15 protein-coding genes and 1 tRNA gene are annotated in these 15027 nt (G+C 62.2%); 5 read left to right on the top strand and 11 right to left on the bottom strand.

What is annotated here, in order from left to right; translation table 11 throughout:
• The first annotated feature begins 61 nt into the window (after window positions 1-61).
• Window positions 62-151, top strand: a tRNA-Ser gene (locus AC1DMQ_RS05235).
• Between the two features lie 147 nt (window positions 152-298).
• A complete protein-coding gene (locus AC1DMQ_RS05230; protein WP_477032483.1) occupies window positions 299-1609 on the top strand; it encodes a tyrosine-type recombinase/integrase in 1311 nt (436 codons plus the stop codon).
• On the opposite strand, the gene AC1DMQ_RS05225 is transcribed toward AC1DMQ_RS05230, so the two are convergent.
• Window positions 1515-1793, bottom strand: coding sequence for a helix-turn-helix domain-containing protein (locus AC1DMQ_RS05225; protein WP_477032482.1), 279 nt, complete (start codon window positions 1791-1793; stop codon window positions 1515-1517). The genes AC1DMQ_RS05230 and AC1DMQ_RS05225 overlap by 95 nt on opposite strands.
• A 134-nt stretch (window positions 1794-1927) precedes the next feature.
• A complete protein-coding gene (locus tag AC1DMQ_RS05220; protein WP_477032481.1) occupies window positions 1928-2449 on the bottom strand; it encodes a hypothetical protein in 522 nt (173 codons plus the stop codon).
• Between the two features lie 138 nt (window positions 2450-2587).
• Here AC1DMQ_RS05220 and AC1DMQ_RS05215 point away from each other — a divergent pair, with 138 nt between their 5' ends.
• Window positions 2588-2818 carry a helix-turn-helix domain-containing protein gene (locus AC1DMQ_RS05215; protein WP_477032480.1) on the top strand — a complete coding sequence of 77 codons (231 nt, stop codon included), beginning with the start codon at window positions 2588-2590 and terminating at the stop codon, window positions 2816-2818.
• A 376-nt stretch (window positions 2819-3194) separates the two neighbouring features.
• On the opposite strand, the gene AC1DMQ_RS05210 is transcribed toward AC1DMQ_RS05215, so the two are convergent.
• Window positions 3195-3449: a hypothetical protein gene (locus AC1DMQ_RS05210; RefSeq protein ID WP_477032479.1), complete on the bottom strand. Its 255-nt coding sequence runs from the start codon at window positions 3447-3449 to the stop codon at window positions 3195-3197.
• Between the two features lie 48 nt (window positions 3450-3497).
• Between AC1DMQ_RS05210 and AC1DMQ_RS05205 the strand changes: the two genes are divergently transcribed.
• Window positions 3498-3713, top strand: a complete 216-nt coding sequence (locus AC1DMQ_RS05205) for a hypothetical protein (protein WP_477032478.1) — start codon at window positions 3498-3500, stop codon at window positions 3711-3713.
• Window positions 3714-4363: 650 nt separating this feature from the next.
• Here the strand turns inward: AC1DMQ_RS05205 and AC1DMQ_RS05200 are convergent.
• The gene (locus AC1DMQ_RS05200; RefSeq protein ID WP_477032477.1) at window positions 4364-6355 is read right to left on the bottom strand and encodes a hypothetical protein; all 1992 of its coding nucleotides are present in this window, start codon (window positions 6353-6355) and stop codon (window positions 4364-4366) included.
• 301 nt (window positions 6356-6656) lie between these two features.
• Here AC1DMQ_RS05200 and AC1DMQ_RS05195 point away from each other — a divergent pair, with 301 nt between their 5' ends.
• Window positions 6657-7688 (top strand): CBS domain-containing protein, encoded by a 1032-nt coding sequence (locus AC1DMQ_RS05195; RefSeq protein ID WP_477032476.1) that lies wholly within the window; start codon window positions 6657-6659, stop codon window positions 7686-7688.
• A gap of 701 nt (window positions 7689-8389) precedes the next feature.
• Here AC1DMQ_RS05195 and AC1DMQ_RS05190 read toward each other — a convergent pair.
• From AC1DMQ_RS05190 to AC1DMQ_RS05160, 7 genes are read right to left on the bottom strand one after another with little or no spacing between them, the layout of a single operon-like run.
• Window positions 8390-9202 (bottom strand): hypothetical protein, encoded by an 813-nt coding sequence (locus AC1DMQ_RS05190; RefSeq protein WP_477032475.1) that lies wholly within the window; start codon window positions 9200-9202, stop codon window positions 8390-8392.
• Window positions 9199-10533: a DNA cytosine methyltransferase gene (locus AC1DMQ_RS05185; RefSeq protein WP_477032474.1), complete on the bottom strand. Its 1335-nt coding sequence runs from the start codon at window positions 10531-10533 to the stop codon at window positions 9199-9201. The genes AC1DMQ_RS05190 and AC1DMQ_RS05185 overlap by 4 nt, the downstream gene beginning before the upstream one ends.
• 34 nt (window positions 10534-10567) lie before the next feature.
• Complete coding sequence (locus AC1DMQ_RS05180) at window positions 10568-11017, bottom strand: very short patch repair endonuclease (RefSeq protein WP_477032473.1); 450 nt, start codon at window positions 11015-11017, stop codon at window positions 10568-10570.
• 39 nt (window positions 11018-11056) lie between these two features.
• Window positions 11057-11983, bottom strand: a complete 927-nt coding sequence (locus AC1DMQ_RS05175) for a hypothetical protein (RefSeq protein ID WP_477032472.1) — start codon at window positions 11981-11983, stop codon at window positions 11057-11059.
• 48 nt (window positions 11984-12031) lie between these two features.
• Entirely contained in the window at window positions 12032-12979 is a 948-nt protein-coding gene (locus AC1DMQ_RS05170) for an O-methyltransferase (RefSeq protein ID WP_477032471.1), read from the bottom strand.
• Window positions 12979-14436 (bottom strand): ATP-binding protein, encoded by a 1458-nt coding sequence (locus AC1DMQ_RS05165; protein ID WP_477032470.1) that lies wholly within the window; start codon window positions 14434-14436, stop codon window positions 12979-12981. Before AC1DMQ_RS05165 ends, AC1DMQ_RS05170 begins: the two co-directional genes overlap by 1 nt.
• 9 nt (window positions 14437-14445) lie before the next feature.
• Window positions 14446-14961, bottom strand: coding sequence for a hypothetical protein (locus AC1DMQ_RS05160; protein ID WP_477032469.1), 516 nt, complete (start codon window positions 14959-14961; stop codon window positions 14446-14448).
• Window positions 14962-15027: the final 66 nt, after the last annotated feature.

Here is a 15027-nt window from a genome sequence, read left to right as displayed (position 1 = left end):
CGCCGCTAGGTATCCCGCCCTCACTCAAGGCCAGCCCCCGGGCAGGCCCCGAAGACCCCCTGGAGAGGTGGCAGAGTGGTCGAATGTACCGCACTCGAAATGCGGCGTGCCTGGAAGGGCACCGTGGGTTCGAATCCCACCCTCTCCGCCACCACCCCATCCTAATCAGTCCAGAGACGTCCACGGGCGTCCGGTAAATCCCCGCCACATAAGGGGAAATCGCGAAAACGTGTTTCGACAGGTCCAGCGCGATCCACCACGCTCCACATCACATTTGTGGGACGAAGTGTGGGACAAAATGGCCCGGCTTTGGGAACGCCTGACGGCGCTACAGGTCAAGAGAACGACGCGACCGGGAATGCACCCGGACGGCGGCGGCCTCTATTTGATGGTCCAGGCGGGCGGCGGTAGGTCGTGGGTCTACCGCTACATGCTCCAGGGCCGCGCCCGGGAGATGGGGCTTGGCCCGGCCCACACAATCAGCTTGTCGGAAGCACGCGCGATGGCGCGAGACGCCCGTCGCCTCAAGTTCGACGGCGTCGATCCGATCGACCAACGTAAACTGGCTCGCACACGCTCTACGTTGGAAGCCGCCAAAGGCTTTACATTCAAGCAGGCGGCGTCCGCGTACATCCGCGCCAACAAGGCCGGCTGGCGCAATGAAAAGCACGCTCTGCAGTGGGAAAGCACGCTGACGACCTACGCTGATCCGATCTTCGGAAGTCACGGCGTCTCGGATATCGATACGGGCATGGTCCTTGCCGTTCTGGAGCCGATCTGGTCCACCAAGCCCGAGACTGCCAGCCGTGTACGAGGGCGGGTTGAGGCGGTGCTCGATTGGGCGACCGCCAGAGGGTTGCGCGAAGGCGAGAACCCGGCTCGCTGGAAGGGTCACCTGGAGAAGCTGCTGCCGGCAAAGTCCCGTGTTCATAAGGTCGAGCATCATGCCGCCCTGCCCTACGCGGAAATGAGCGCCTTCATGGCGGGGCTGAAGGAACAGCCAGGCGCGGGGGCTCGGGCCCTTGAGTTTACGATCCTCACGGCGGCGCGGAGCGGAGAAGTCATCGGCGCCGAGTGGAGTGAGATCGATCTGGCCGGCCGCGTCTGGGTCATCCCGGCCGACCGCATGAAGGGGCGTAAGGAACATCGCGTGCCGCTCACGACGCCCTTGGTGGAGATTCTCGAGGGTCGCCGGGCGGACTACGCCGCCGTGATCCGTCGGGTTCTCCAATCGAAGGGACAGCCCATTCCAGACGACATCCCGCCGGTTGGACCTCTTTTCTGGGGCACGCTGTTTGGGAAGAAGTTGAGCAATATGGCGATGCTGGCGGTGCTCAAGCGCATGAAGCGCGGAGACCTTACCACCCACGGCTTCCGCAGCACCTTCCGCGATTGGGCCGCTGAGACCACCGAGTATCGAAGCGAGATTGTCGAAATGGCGCTCGCCCACACGATCGGCAACAAGGTCGAAGCCGCCTATCGGCGCGGCGACCTGTTTGAAAAGCGCAAGCTTCTCATGGACGATTGGGCCGTCGCGGCGGGCCGCGCTCAGCGGCCTGCGAAACCTGCTCCAGACGTAGAAGATACGCCTCAAGCTCACTCCGCCTGATGAGGGTTCGGCCACCGTCCTTCAGGATTTTGATATCGCCGGAACCGATCAACTCGTACACGCGGCTTCGGCTGATCGCGAGCGCGTAAGCGGCCTCGACCACGCGGTAGGCCAGCTTCTCAATGGGAATTCCGCTGCCTAGTTCAACGCCATTTCCAGGCCTCGCACTGGTGGTTCCAACCATCATTGCCTCCACGCGCCGGGTTGGCACCCAGCCGGTGGAGGTTCCCTAAGTTGCGCTGGCCTTCAACGCGATAATTGAGGCGGGCGTACTCTGGCGAAGAAAAAGAAAGAATCGGCGGGTTTGCATCCGCTGTGTCAGGCTTTGGGGAGGCTCGGCGGCACATAGGGCTGTCCGCAGCCGGGGCACTTGGCCGACGCCAGGAACGCGATGGCCCTGTTGACCAGGGGCGCTGTCGGGCCGGGGTCGTGAAAGTCCATACGGGCGGCGATGACCAGCAGGCTGGCGACCTCGTGAATGTTGCGAGGCTCCAGCTTGGTTATGGCCTTGAGGCCGCGCTTCCGCTTTTCCCAAAGCTCGTCCAGTTCGACCTCGATCGCGGCCATCTCGGGCGCCATGGGAAGGCTGCCACGCTGATGGTCGCTCATGCGGAAATAGTCGTGTCCAGCAACGGCCAGCGTCTCCAGGGCGGCCCAGCGCCGGGCTAGACCGTCGGAGGCGAAGTCGTGGGTTAGCCAGCGCGCGCATTGGCCGATGAGGCTCCTTGCTGGCATTGGCGGCTCTGCGTTCGGGGCGCTGCAAACCAGCGGAGCCGCGGACGTCGCGCCCAGGAGCGTGCGTCGCGAAATGGACGTGGGATCAGCCTTGTCTTCGGACATGCGGGGGCTCCCGGCGCAGGCGCTCGGTCCGATCAGCACGCTAATCGGTGGAGTTTCAGAGGATTTCGCTTAGACTTCAGCGAATTTCGCCGGCTCGGTCAACAGAAATTCGCAAGAAGTCGGAGAATTTCTCTAAAAATGATCTCGCCCGCTCAAATCCGTATGGCGCGAGCCGCACTTGGAATTAGCGTGAGGGTGCTCGCCGAGCGCTCGGAAGTCGCCGATTCCACGATCCATCGTTTCGAGGCCAACAAGGGTGGGATGCAGACCGGCACGATCGATCGTATCCAAGCCGCGCTCGAATCCGAGGGCGTGATCTTTATCAGCGCCGACGCCGGCGGCGGACCCGGCGTTCGCCTAGTTAAGTAGGCGCCGGCACCCCCCCACCGCTCAAGGGAGCCAGGACCTGAAAGGTCGGTGCTCGCCCTGGAGCGCTTGGAGAGCCTCTGCCGGGCGGGATGGCGCGGGTCAAGGGCGGCTTCGCCGTCGCTCCGCGATGCGCGCCGGAGGCGCGCACCCTTGACGCGCGCCAGCCCGTCCGGCCCTCGTTCCACCAAGCGCACCAGGGCGGTTTGTCTCCGAGCGATGGTCTGAAGCACTCAGTGATGGATAAAGGCCGCCGGGGCTCACTGGCGCGCCAACTCAAAGAAGTTAGTTGGTTACGCGAGGCTACTAGCCACGCCTCAGATCCGCTGTGTTGCTAACGCCATTGCCCAATTTCCACCCCTCTCGCGCCCTCTGGCCGCTACAGCCATGAGTACAGTTGCGGGTTGGTTTTCACCAACTGAAGGCGAGCCGCGCGCTTCTCCTTGAGGCCCGGCGCGGCCACCTCCCAGTCGGCAACGGCGGCAATCAAACTTCCCTGGCGCTGAAGAATATCGTCCGCCAGTTTCACCACCACGAGGTTCGGCGTGACTAGTGGCCTGATCGTCAGCAACTGAGCAAGCGCTGCCCGTTCAGCCCCTGGGCCCGCCCTATCTGCGAAGATCGCGAGCGCCACAGCCGCCGATCTTCCAACCCCGTGGAAACAGTGGACCAGGAGCGAACCTTGGACGTGCAATCGTGCGAACGCCAGCGCTTCAGCGACTTGATCGCGGCACGCCACCCGCACGCCAAGTGTGTCGTCATCGACGTCCTCAAAAGCGAGTACCAGATGGGCGGGCGAAGGATTGTGCGTAAAACGAAGCCGATTGGCCGGACGACACCCTGGATCCTCAAGGGTGAGCACGGCGTCGAAGCGCCGTTTGTGTTTTCTAGCTTGTGAAAGGCTAGCGACAACCAGGTCGCCAGGCGCTGGACGGACCGCTTGGTTGAGAACTCTTGCCATGCAATCTGGATAGACACCTAGACATCCGACATCCACCCCGAACGCAGAGTCGCGGTGACCGCTTTTCTGCAATCAGAAGCCCGGCGCTGGATGGCAGCCTTAGTGGCGCTGCCCCATCCAGCGAGCCGGCCGCTTTGATCGTTGGTGATAGTGACTAGGAGGGCGCGGGAGGCTGGAAGTCCCGCAAAAGGTCGATGGCGAGATTAAAGCGCCGGGCCCGTTTCAGGTACATGTCGCTGATGGTGCTAGAGAATTTCCGGGACCTTGTCTTGCGCCTAGGTCCCGGATTTCAGAACTTTCCGTTCCACGACAATGGGTTATCCAAGACTAATAGGACAGTCCGATGCGGTTGGTCCCGGTCAAGCCGTTGAAAGGCATGAAGAAATCAGGAAAATAGGACCTGGCCTCTGCGGCAGGTCCCTAAAAAAGCTGAACACCAACAATGACATAGGGCCGTCAGGTCCCTGTGCTTTTATCTTGCCTTAGTATTTGTGGTGCTGAGTTTCTTCGTCCTGGCTCCAGACACACCCATTTCACCCACGGCCGGTGTCGGGTCGTGCGCCAAGATCCAGCGCATGACCCGATGGCTAGGCGGCCCAAACGCGGTTCAAAACTTGCGCCGCGAGTGCCGCCTTATCCTGCGGAAGGAAGCGGCCGTAATGCTCGGCGATGGTCTCTGGGGTGTCCTGGATCGCGTAGCTGGCCTGCTCATGCGAGCCGGTCTGCTTGAGCACATGGGTGGCCAAAACGTCGCGAACATTGTGCGGTCCGTGCGGCAGAAGACCGGGGATCGCGCCGCGCCCCGTGTAGGGATTGAAGATGCCGTGGCGCTGGATCGCCAGGCGCCAGGCCTCATAGAATGGCTTTGAGCCGTACTCCGCGCTCACGCTCTTGGCCTTCATCGTTTTGACGAAAAACGTGCCCGGGTCTTGCCGCCGCTTGAGAAGCACGGCGCGGTCTTTGTCGATGTAGGTGTCGATCTCGTCGTAGAGCCCTCCCAGGTCGGGGAGCACGAGCCGGAAGGGACTTTTGCGGAAGAAGGTCGAGCCCGAATTCTTGAACGCAGCGGCCGGGATCAAGACCTCCCAGCCTTCATCGCGCACGCTCCATCGCAGTTCGCCGCGCTTCTGCAGCTCCAATTGCCGCTCTGGTGTCGGGCTTTGGGTCTTGGGCTTGAAGAGCAGTTGGCGCAGGTTCTTCTGCCGCAAACCCAGGTGAAGCCCCAGGCGCAGCATTAAGAAGCTCCGGGTCGCTTCCGCTGCGGCCAGCGGGAAGCGTCGCCGGTCTGGCCGCCAACGGCGGATCTCCTCAGTGATCTTTCGGTATTCTGCCAGCGGGCTGTCAGCCTCCAGGATCGGAAGAACCGGTTCAAACGGGTCTCGATGCACTCTGGCGACCCGATCGATCTCTCTTGCTCGGATGACGGCGTGCCGGTGCATGGCGTCACAAAGGCCCTCCCAATCGTCATGAGCAGCCTGGACGTCGCTCGCTGTAACCAGACCCTCAATTGGGCGCAGACAGCACGCAAGGCGCGGAGATTGGCGCAGCCACCCTGTCTCGCGGCGGGTGAGTCCCGCGATCACGGTGAGCATCTCGCTCTCCCACCGCGTAAAGAAGCCGCGCCGTGCTTCCCGCCAAGTCAGATACCAATCCCACACGGCGGGAAAGACCAGCAAGGCGAAGGTCAGGCTGCGCATCGGTATGCCGTGGCCACGCACGTCACTATCAGGGGATGCCGTCAGCGCGCCGAACAGGAGGCCTAAGTGCTCCATCTTCTGATCCGCCGTCTCGCGATTCCACACACCGTTACGAGCCCGCCCCCGGGTCGTGAGGGTGGCGGTCTTGAAGAGCACGAGATCACGCGCCTCAGCGTCGATGGGCCCGGGCGCGGCCATGGTCGCCAGGAGGCGACCGAACTCGCATCGCCCTTCGTCATCCAGACGCACTTCGAGAGGAACCTCAGGCGCGAAAGGCAAAGCGCCCGGCCCGTTCGAGAACTTGATCGCGAACCGTTGTTGCAGGGCGTTGATGTGATAGCGCCGATAGTCCGTGGCACCGGCGATGATCACCGTGCGCACCCAGGACAGAACCTCCTCCCGCTTGGCCTTGGCGAGCCGATCGAAGTCGTCTGGCAAATGCCAAGCCAACCGGCGGCGCTCAGACATCGGGAGCCGGGAGAGTGTCTTGCTGGCGATCAACCGGCCGGGGTGCGGCAGCTTGGACCTGAAGTAACCCTCGGGCAGGTGGTAGCGCCGCTCGATGGCCGCCAGCACCCGGAAGCCCGTGCTGCTGCGCGGCGCAAGCACGCCGTTGCGCCAATCGTAGAGGGTCCGGATATCGACCACGTCCTCGCCAAGTGCGAGGGCCTTGTGAAGTCGGCTGACGTTCTCGCCATAGCGGCGAATATGCAGCGCGAACGCATCCTGGAAGTCCGCAGGATCGTCCCACTCCGTCCATAGCGGCTCGGGGTTCAGGTCGACAGCTCTGGTCTTGTAAGGCCCTCTGGGCTTGCGCGCGATCGCCGTCTTGATCGCACCATTCTTGCCGCCACGCGGCGTCTTGTTCGATTTGATGGGCATGAGGTTCGTACTGGCTGGGCGGAGCCAATTGTCCGCACAGGCTAGACACGTGAGCGCTGATCGATGGGCGCCATGCCGGCAAAATATTCTTTGAGCTGCGACTGGTGGTGACGTTGGGAAGGCCCGCTTCTTGGCAGCGGTCAGGTGGATTCCGCAAACGGGGAAATCTGGCGCATCTGTGACTGTGTCCAACGTCTGAGCCTGACTTATTTCGGCGATGACTGCTCGCGTGTGTTAGGTCCAATTGAGCAAAATCAACGGCGGTGCTGCCTGAGCTCCGATCTCTAGGACTGATCCCACTATGAAGCGCGAACTGCGATCCATTGCCGAGGACCTCAAGGCGGGGCGCACCGTTGAGCCGGTAACCGTCCGAACTTTCCTCTGGTGGTTTGAGGCCCAGCGCCGGGGTCCGGTAATCGTTCGCAACATCCGCAACGAGCTCGAAGAGGCCGGGATTGTGACAGTCCCAGATTTCGAATCACGTTGGGTGGACGCTCCAATCAATTTCGAGCTCGTCCAGGACGCCCAGAGCGATGCGGCGCAAGACCCGGAGCCCCCAAAGGAAGAGAGCTTCGAAGAAGGCGGCAGCTGGGTCACCAGAGACGCCACCTACCGTATCAGCAAGCTAGCGGCCGCCAACCAGGAGGTCGTCCGAATCTCGCCCGACGCGACGCTCGCCGAGGCCGTCACCTTATTGCTCGCTCGGGACTTTTCGCAAATTCCCGTCATGTCCAGCGAGCGCGACGTCAAAGGCACGATTAGCTGGAAGAGTATTGGCTCACGTTTGGCGCTCGGGAGGCCCGTCGGGCCTGTGCGCGAGTTCATGGAGCCGGCTCATGAAGTGCGCGCAGAGATATCCATCTTCGATGCGATCCCCATGATCTCCCGGTACGACTACGTCTTGGTCCGGGGCGAACAGAACAAGATCACTGGGATCGTAACCGCCAGCGACCTCAGCCGGCAGTTCCAGACTCTCAGCGAGCCGTTCCTTCTTCTGAGCGAAATCGAAAATCTCGTTCGGAATATGATCGGCGAGAAGTTCAGCGTGCCCGAGTTGGCTTCCGCTTTAGACCCTGGCGGGGCCCAGCGCGAGGTGGCCAGCGTCGACGATCTTACGTTCGGAGAATACATTCGCCTGCTGCAGCAACCTGAACGTTGGGCTCGCTTGGGCTTGGCCATAGACCGCGTGCTGTTTTGCAAGGACCTCGATGCAGTTCGTGAAATCAGAAATGATGTGACCCACTTTGATCCCGACGGGATCACGTCGGAAGAGATCGAACGACTTAGGGACTTCAAGTCTCTGCTTGAGACCTTAGAAAATATCGGACGCTGACGCGGGCTCCGAAAAATCCCTGTCGCCGGGCCGAATGCCCGGAATCCGGAACGCCTGCAAGTTCCGCTTGTTGCGCGATGAAGAATGCTCTTGGAAGATAGCGCATGCGATTACTACCCGGATTCTTCCTGCAGCGCTCGGGAGAGCGCCTCCTGCGCGAACTTGAGCAGATAAATGATTCTTAGAGATAACGGCTACAGGCCGTCGAATAGCAATGCGCCCTTGAACCGCTCGGCATCTTCCTCGGTGATGTCGCGCAGGGTCCATTGGGCAAAGGCGACATAGATTTGTTTCAGACGGTCATGGGCTTTGTCGGAAACGTTTGCGCGGCCTTTATGCAGCAGATTGATGTAGCCCAGCCGAGACGTTTGTATTTAGATAGATGTGCCCTGTTGTATTCGCGCCAATTGCTCAGACTGCTTTGAAATAATAACATCTCGCTCCGTAGGTGCGACCGGAGCGTCGGCGCAGGCCCAAGTCTGACTCTAAGTGACCCTCGCGGGGCCAGCTTTCTGATCGCGGCGAGTCCCACTCAAGCTGCCCCCGCGCTTGTGATCTGCCCGGGGGACGTCTCGGCCGTAACCCTATCAATGGTCAGCTGCCGCGGCATCGGATGCCGCCCCGCTGACCTCGCTCCAGCGCAGGGACGTCGGTGGGAATACGCTCGTGACTTGTGCATGCGGACGGGGCGGCGTGGCCGCTTAGATGGAACGGCGGTAGATGGCCAGGTCGTCGAGCGGAACCTGCCCGGTCACAAGCTTGTAGTGGCGCTCCTCTACAATGCGCACCTGATCGTCCTGCACCGTCAGCTCAAAGATGGCGATCCGCTCGTCGTCCATAAACTGGGCGGAGATGGATCGGCACACCAGGTTGGGGAACTTTTCCGCGCAGCAGGCGATGTCCTGCTTGGCCTGAACGACCGAGAGCTGATCGGTCCCGCCCTTTGCCTGGACAGGCACAACGTACTGCACTCCGTGGCGGTCGACGCCGACATAGACCTCGTCGATCTCAATCTGCCCGACGCCCTTTACGGTGGTTCGCAGATGATTCTGCAGGGAGAAGGCGGTGATCCCCAAGAAGGTGTCGATCAGCCGATTGTACCGAACCTTGGCCAGCAGAGCCTGTTCATCATTGAGTGTGTAGGTGCCGATGATCTCCGGCGTCGCGTCCGGGATCTTGATCGTGATCAGGTCCCGGTTCGGAACGATGCGGTTCACCGGCACCAGACAGAAACGGTACAGCGCGCGTCCCGCCCCCTCTACGATCCACTCCATGCCCTCGGGCTGGGTGGCGAGCACCCGGGCGGGCATCTGGGTGCGGTAACGGATCGAATAGACCACGTCGCCAAGGTTCTTGGGTAGGGCAATCCCGAGCTCAGTCGCCGCCCTCTCAAGGTCGTCGCGCCTGAAAGGCAAGACCGTCTTGCCCTCCGCGTAGTCTCCGTAACCGGGATGGAAGAAGATGTGCTCGATCAGGGCGCGGTAGCGGTTCGCACCTTCGACGGCGTCGGTCATCCGAACCCGACCGCGCGCTGCGCTTCGAACGCCGCCTCAATGTCGGCCTGTTTACGCTTCTTGGCGCCGCTCTTGCGATCCCTCTTGCCGTCGGGCGCGACGATGCCGAAGTGGGCGGCCGCCTCGGACACCGTCATCCGGATCAACGTCTCGTCGCCGAGCGCCACCGCCTCTGACGGGCGAAGAGGCTCAATCCCGAGGGCCGTCATCACCTGGTCCGCGACAGCCCTGGCGAGAGGCGGTGGGACGGCATTTCCGATCTGTCGGGCCCCGTGCCATTTGGTCTCGTTAAGCCGGAACCAGTCCGGGAAACCGTGCAGACGCGCCATCTCCCGGACGGTCACGCACCGCGCTTTCGCATAGTGAACCGGCCGGGGGCTAGTGAAAGCCCCTCGGGCCGCATCGGTCCCGGCGCGAAGGGTATTGCTCAGCCCACTTGGCGCCAGGCGATAGAAGCGGGAAATCGGCTCGACTGCGCCCGGCTCGGTCGCCGCGAACCGGCGACGCGAGATCGCTGTGTGGTCGGTTCTGGCGCTGGACGTCAGCAAGCGTGGTTCCCATTTGCGGGGGTGGGCGAAGTCGGTGGCGGCGCTGTCCAAGCCGCGCATGGCTTTGGCGTAAGGGCTGGGCTTGCCCCACTTCGCAGTGCGCACTTCGTCGCTATAAAGCAACTCCGCGAAGGCCTCGGCCTCGGGAAGGTCGTCCAAAGCGTCTTTTGCGGTCGGCCCGACCGGCAGGTCTGCTCCTTTGGCCCGGTCGGCCGGACGGGTCCGCGCGGCCGGGTAGTCTGGCAGGGGCAGGCCCTTTCTGGCGCCGAACAGGATCAGCCGCTCGCGGTGCTGCGGCACGCCGTAGTCGGCGGCGTCCAAGACCTTCCAAGGCAGGCGCACTTCGTAGCCCACCGCCTCGAAGGCGTCGATGAGCTCTTCGAGAAACTTGCGATGCTTGCCGAGCGTCAGGCCCTTGACGTTCTCGAACACGAAGTAGGAGGCGCGCAGCTCGTGTACGAGCCGGACGAACTCCCGAACCAGGCTGTTGCGAGGGTCGTCCAGGACCCGTTGCCCGATGAGCGAAAAGCCTTGGCAGGGCGCGCCCCCGAAAACGACGTGCACCGGTTTAAGCCCAATGCCGGCAGCGCTGCGCAACTCGGCGGCACTCAGGCCGACGACGGATCGCGCGATCACAGCGCAGTCGGGGAAGTTAAACTTGTGGACTGCGCAGTGCACTGGATCGACCTCGACCGCCGCGACGACGTCAAAGCCCGCCTGTTCGAAGCCGAGGCTCAAGCCACCCGCGCCGGCGAAAAGATCGATGCCGAGGGGTCTGTCCATGGAAATAAGCCTCGTCGCAATGAATCAGGTAAGCTTACCGATCCTGCGCAGACATGTCGATCGAAATCTTCGCGCCCGCAGCGCCCAGAGCGCGGGTCATCCTCTCCTTCAGGGTTTCGATGTCCCGGGTTTCGCACTGCCAGACCGTCTCGACCGTCCAACCCGCGGCGCGAAGGGCGGCCTCGCTTTCACGATCTCGCTCCCGGTTGCGCTCGAGCTTGGGTCCCCAGAATTCGGAGCGGGTTTTAGGCGGCCGTCCGATCTTGCAACCGTGGGCATGCCAGAAGCAGCCATGAACGAAGACGGCGGTCCGGCGGGCCGGCAAGACGATATCGGGCGTGCCCGGCAGATCCTTGCGGTGAAGCCGGAAGCGATAACCCATGGCGTGGAGCAGCCGGCGGACGACAACCTCCGGTGCGGTGTTCTTCGAGCCGATGCGCGCCATCAGGGCGCTTCGGGACGCGGGACTGCGGTTGTCTGCCATACGTCCTGAACGCGCGAACGAACGTTCGGTAAGCCAGACCTAGGCCGGATCAATCACCGACCGTTGCGAGCGCTTGAACTGATAACGCGCTTCGCGTTTGACAACAGCGTTGCCGTCGACCTCCGCCATCTCGAATAGATGGACGCTGCCGTCCGGAAGGAACTGGGCGGACACGCACCGGGCCTGGGCGACGGAAAACCGCTCGGACTCGCGGCAGAACGCCAGGTCCTGCTCGGTCTGCACGCTGGAGAGCTTGTCCGATTTGCCCTTGGCCTGAACAGGGACGACGAAGAGGTCGCCCCTGCCGTCGTGACCGATGTAAAGCTCGTCGATCTCGATCTGGCCAATGCCGGGAACCGCCGTGCGCAGGTGGTTCTGCAGGCTGTAGGCGGTGATACCGAGGAAGGTGTCGATCAAGCGATTGTACCGTATCTTGGCTAATAGGGCCTGCTCGTCCTCGATCCGGAACTCGGCGATGACTTCGGGTGTCGCCTCGTACACATCTATATCTTCGAAGTCCTTGCCCGGGACGATGATCGGGTCTGGGCCCAGCCTAAACCGATACTCGCCCTTACCAGCCAACTGGATGCGCCAGAACTTGTTCTCCTCGGGACGTTCGGTCTCCGCAATGCCGGGGGGCAGTTTGCGACGAAAGCGGTAGTCGTAGATCACCGCTCCGATGTTCTTGTGGCGCGGGATGCCGACTCGTTCGGATGGGAGTTCGGCGGTCCCAGGCAGGTCCTCCTCGGCGTCTGCGAGCGTCTGTGCCGCGCGGTCCGCCTTCTTGAACCGCTCCGGGTGCGTCTTTGCGACCAGAGCGAGCGCATCCTCATAGTCGGTCCGTGCGAAGGGGACCTCCTCCATGCCCGGCCGGAACTTCATGTGGAAAAGCGTCTCGATGACGAGACGGTCGAGGCCAGGCAGTCTAGGCTTCCGAGCGGCCTTCGGTGTCCCGACCTTCGCCATTTTCGGTTTCCACGTCATGGCTTCTGCGCTCGCGTGATCGGAGGGTTGTCAGGTGCCGATCTGCGCGAAGGTCGGATAATATTTATAGTAGCGCTGAAAGATGCCGATCTGGTCCTCGCCGAGATCGAAACCGAGCGCGCGAACAGCGGCGCGGTCCATCGGCGCTGCAGGCAGTTGCGCCTGCAGGACGGCTAGCTCGCGCATCGTGAGGTGCGGCGCGATGATCGGGCGATCCGCAACGCCCATCCAGTTCGGATGGGACACGACGTCGAGGCAGGCCTGACGGCGTTCAGGCGACGGCAGAACTACCCCAACGGTCGCCATCGCCGCCTTGTCTCGGTAGGGGAGCCTGAACGCCGGAACGAGCCCACCCGGTCTCGCACAGCTCTCGGCAGCGGACACCAGAAACTGCTCCAGATAGGTCGACAAGGTGTCGGCGAAGGGGTCCGTGTCTTTAAGGGCGCCGGGCTCCGGACGGTCGGGGACGATATCGCCGAGGAGATTGCGCAGCCGTTCCGCACGCTCTCCGCTGTCCTTGCCGTAGCGCTTGTGAGCGGCGTCGACCGTAACAAGCAGCAAACTGTCGGACGGAGCTCGCTCCACAAGATCACGGAGTTCGAAAATGGAGTCTTCCGACAGGGCGGTGTCGTAGTCGAGCCACACAATCCAAGGGAGGTTAGCGATTTCCGGGTCGTCGTAGAGGGTCGGAACAACATCGTACGACAAGCCCTCGAGCACTCGTACGAAACGGTAGGGCTTATTGTAGAGCGCGCGACGGAAGCCGATCTCGTTCGCCTCGATGGAGACCATTCTGTTCAGGCCGAGGCGCTTGTGCGCCAGCACGAAATCGGTGAACCAGATCGACCCAAATCCGATATAGGCGGCGTCCCGCCAGGGCATGACGACAGACAGCGTCTTGAGTCCGTCGAACACGATCCCTCTCTGGATCGTCTTGTTCGGACGCAGGCTGTAATTTACGGCGTCGAACGAAGCCATCAATCGTCGCCTACCAGCTCGCCATACGCATATTCGAATGATCGCGCGCCGACCTGCGTGCCGGGCATGTTGACGTTGCCAAACGCCTCGCCGAGCGCTCGAACTCTGGCCACCGGTTCGGAATACTGAATCGATGTCGTCCGGATACGCGGCCGCGAAGGGACCGCTGGCGTGATGATCGCTTCGCGCACGGGCAGATTGAAAATTGGCACGGCCTTCGCCGCAGCTTCTTTGGCCTTTGCGGCCTCGCGGTCCTGTTTGCGGGTATTGGTATACTCGATCCAGGCCCGGGTAGCTTCGCGCATCGCGGACCGGCTCTGGCGGTAGACTTCCGACGACTGGTCGACGCTACGTTTGGTTGTCGTGAGCGGCAGGAGCTCCGTGTCTTCGGAGGTGAACATGATCAGACCGAAGAAGCCGCGATACTGACGGTGCCACATCGGGAAGCCGTCGAGGCCCCAGATCGAGGTTGAAGTCTTGTCGGCGGCGAGGACAATGCGTCCGTTACACGCCACGTACCAGCCGAACCGAGCTTCCCCGCGATCCTCCTCGTCGGGCGACTCTTCGTCGATCGGTAGCGCATTGGCGCCTGCCAGCAGTTCGACATGAACTGTGCCGCCCTCGAACGGGATGTCCCAGCTGCGGTTGAGCGGTTCGAACTCGTCGCTTTGCAGCAGGGTGATCGGCATGGGGATGAGCGCGGTTCCATTCAGGGTCACCTTCAGACCCCGATGAAGATGGAGGGCGTAGTCGCGCTCGATGACCCGCTGCAAATTTTGCAGAACGGCGGGGCTCGAGAATGCTGCGAGGGTTCCTTTGGTCAGTACCTCGACTTCGATAGATATGCCGGCTTCTGGCCGCGGCTTCGCGGGGTAAATGTCGAAGCTCCAATCCGTCTTGCGGTCGGCCATCCAGGTTGGGACATCGATCGGAACCTCGAAGGCCTTCAGGGTCCCGTCGGAACCTTTGTAGGTGCTATGGATGGCGATCTGGCGCCCTAGCTTGAAGAGCGCGCGTTTCATGCCGATGCCGTAAACGCCGATGCTGTAGTCCCCCTCTTCGTCGCCTTCGAGGGTTTCCGCGTCCACGTCTGCGATCTGGTCCGCCGCTACCGGGTTCTGCAGGCCGTCTTCGGCATCCGCTTCCTCATCCTCCTGAAGAGGCGCCTGGCGGCCGAAGGTAAACGCATGCTCCTCGGCACGTTGCTGGGCCATCCCGCCGCAGTTGTCCGCCATAGAGAATTTTTGTGGCGTGGCCACAATGTCAATCCGGAAAGGGCTTAGGTCGACGCCATCGTTTAGCCCCGGAGCCACGCGACCCAAGGACCTCCACGCGCCGTCGACGCTGTTGTCGAGGAGGTCGAGGATGCAATCGTCGAGCGCAATGTCGCGCGTCAGCATCTCCACGAAAAAGGCTCGGCTAGCGTTTGCATTTGCTGTTGCGATCGGCGTTGTCATCGAGCCCCCCTAGGCGACCTTCTTGAGCGTCAGCGCGTTGGCCTGCACTTCGCCATCGTTCGTCCAGCCCACCCACGATCCCTTGGCGTCTTTCAAGCTCGCGTGGAGCCTCGTCTGGAACGTACCGAAATAGCCTCGATCCGCGTCCGCCGGGTTGTACCAGCGTCCAGTGATAGTCTTGTCGACAAGTTTACCGACAAAAACACACTGTTCCGACGATCCGTCGCGCAGGGTCGCCGTCGTGGTGAACGTGATGTTCGAGAACAGTCTGTAGATTCGGACGCGGTCGATGTTCTCGTCTGGAAACCGCCGGCTGTCGACGCGCCAGGTGACTTCCCATGTACCTCCGAAGGGCTCTTGCGGAGACAGACGCGACAGCGCGCGGATAGCAAGTGCGTGTTCGGTCACTGCCTTGACGGGAGCCTGCATGATGATGCGCAGGCCGAGCCCCAGCACGCCGATCGCGGCGCCCGAAGCGAGCGCGAGCCAATCGACGCCCGCAAACCACTTCACGATACCTTCCACGCAGCCCCCCCGGGCATAGACGTTTTGTCCGGCGAATCCGGAGCTTGCATTTCAACCTAAGCGATC

The sequence above is a fragment of the Caulobacter sp. 05L422 genome (assembly GCF_056397765.1).
This window is presented reverse-complemented; position numbering and strand designations above follow the sequence as displayed.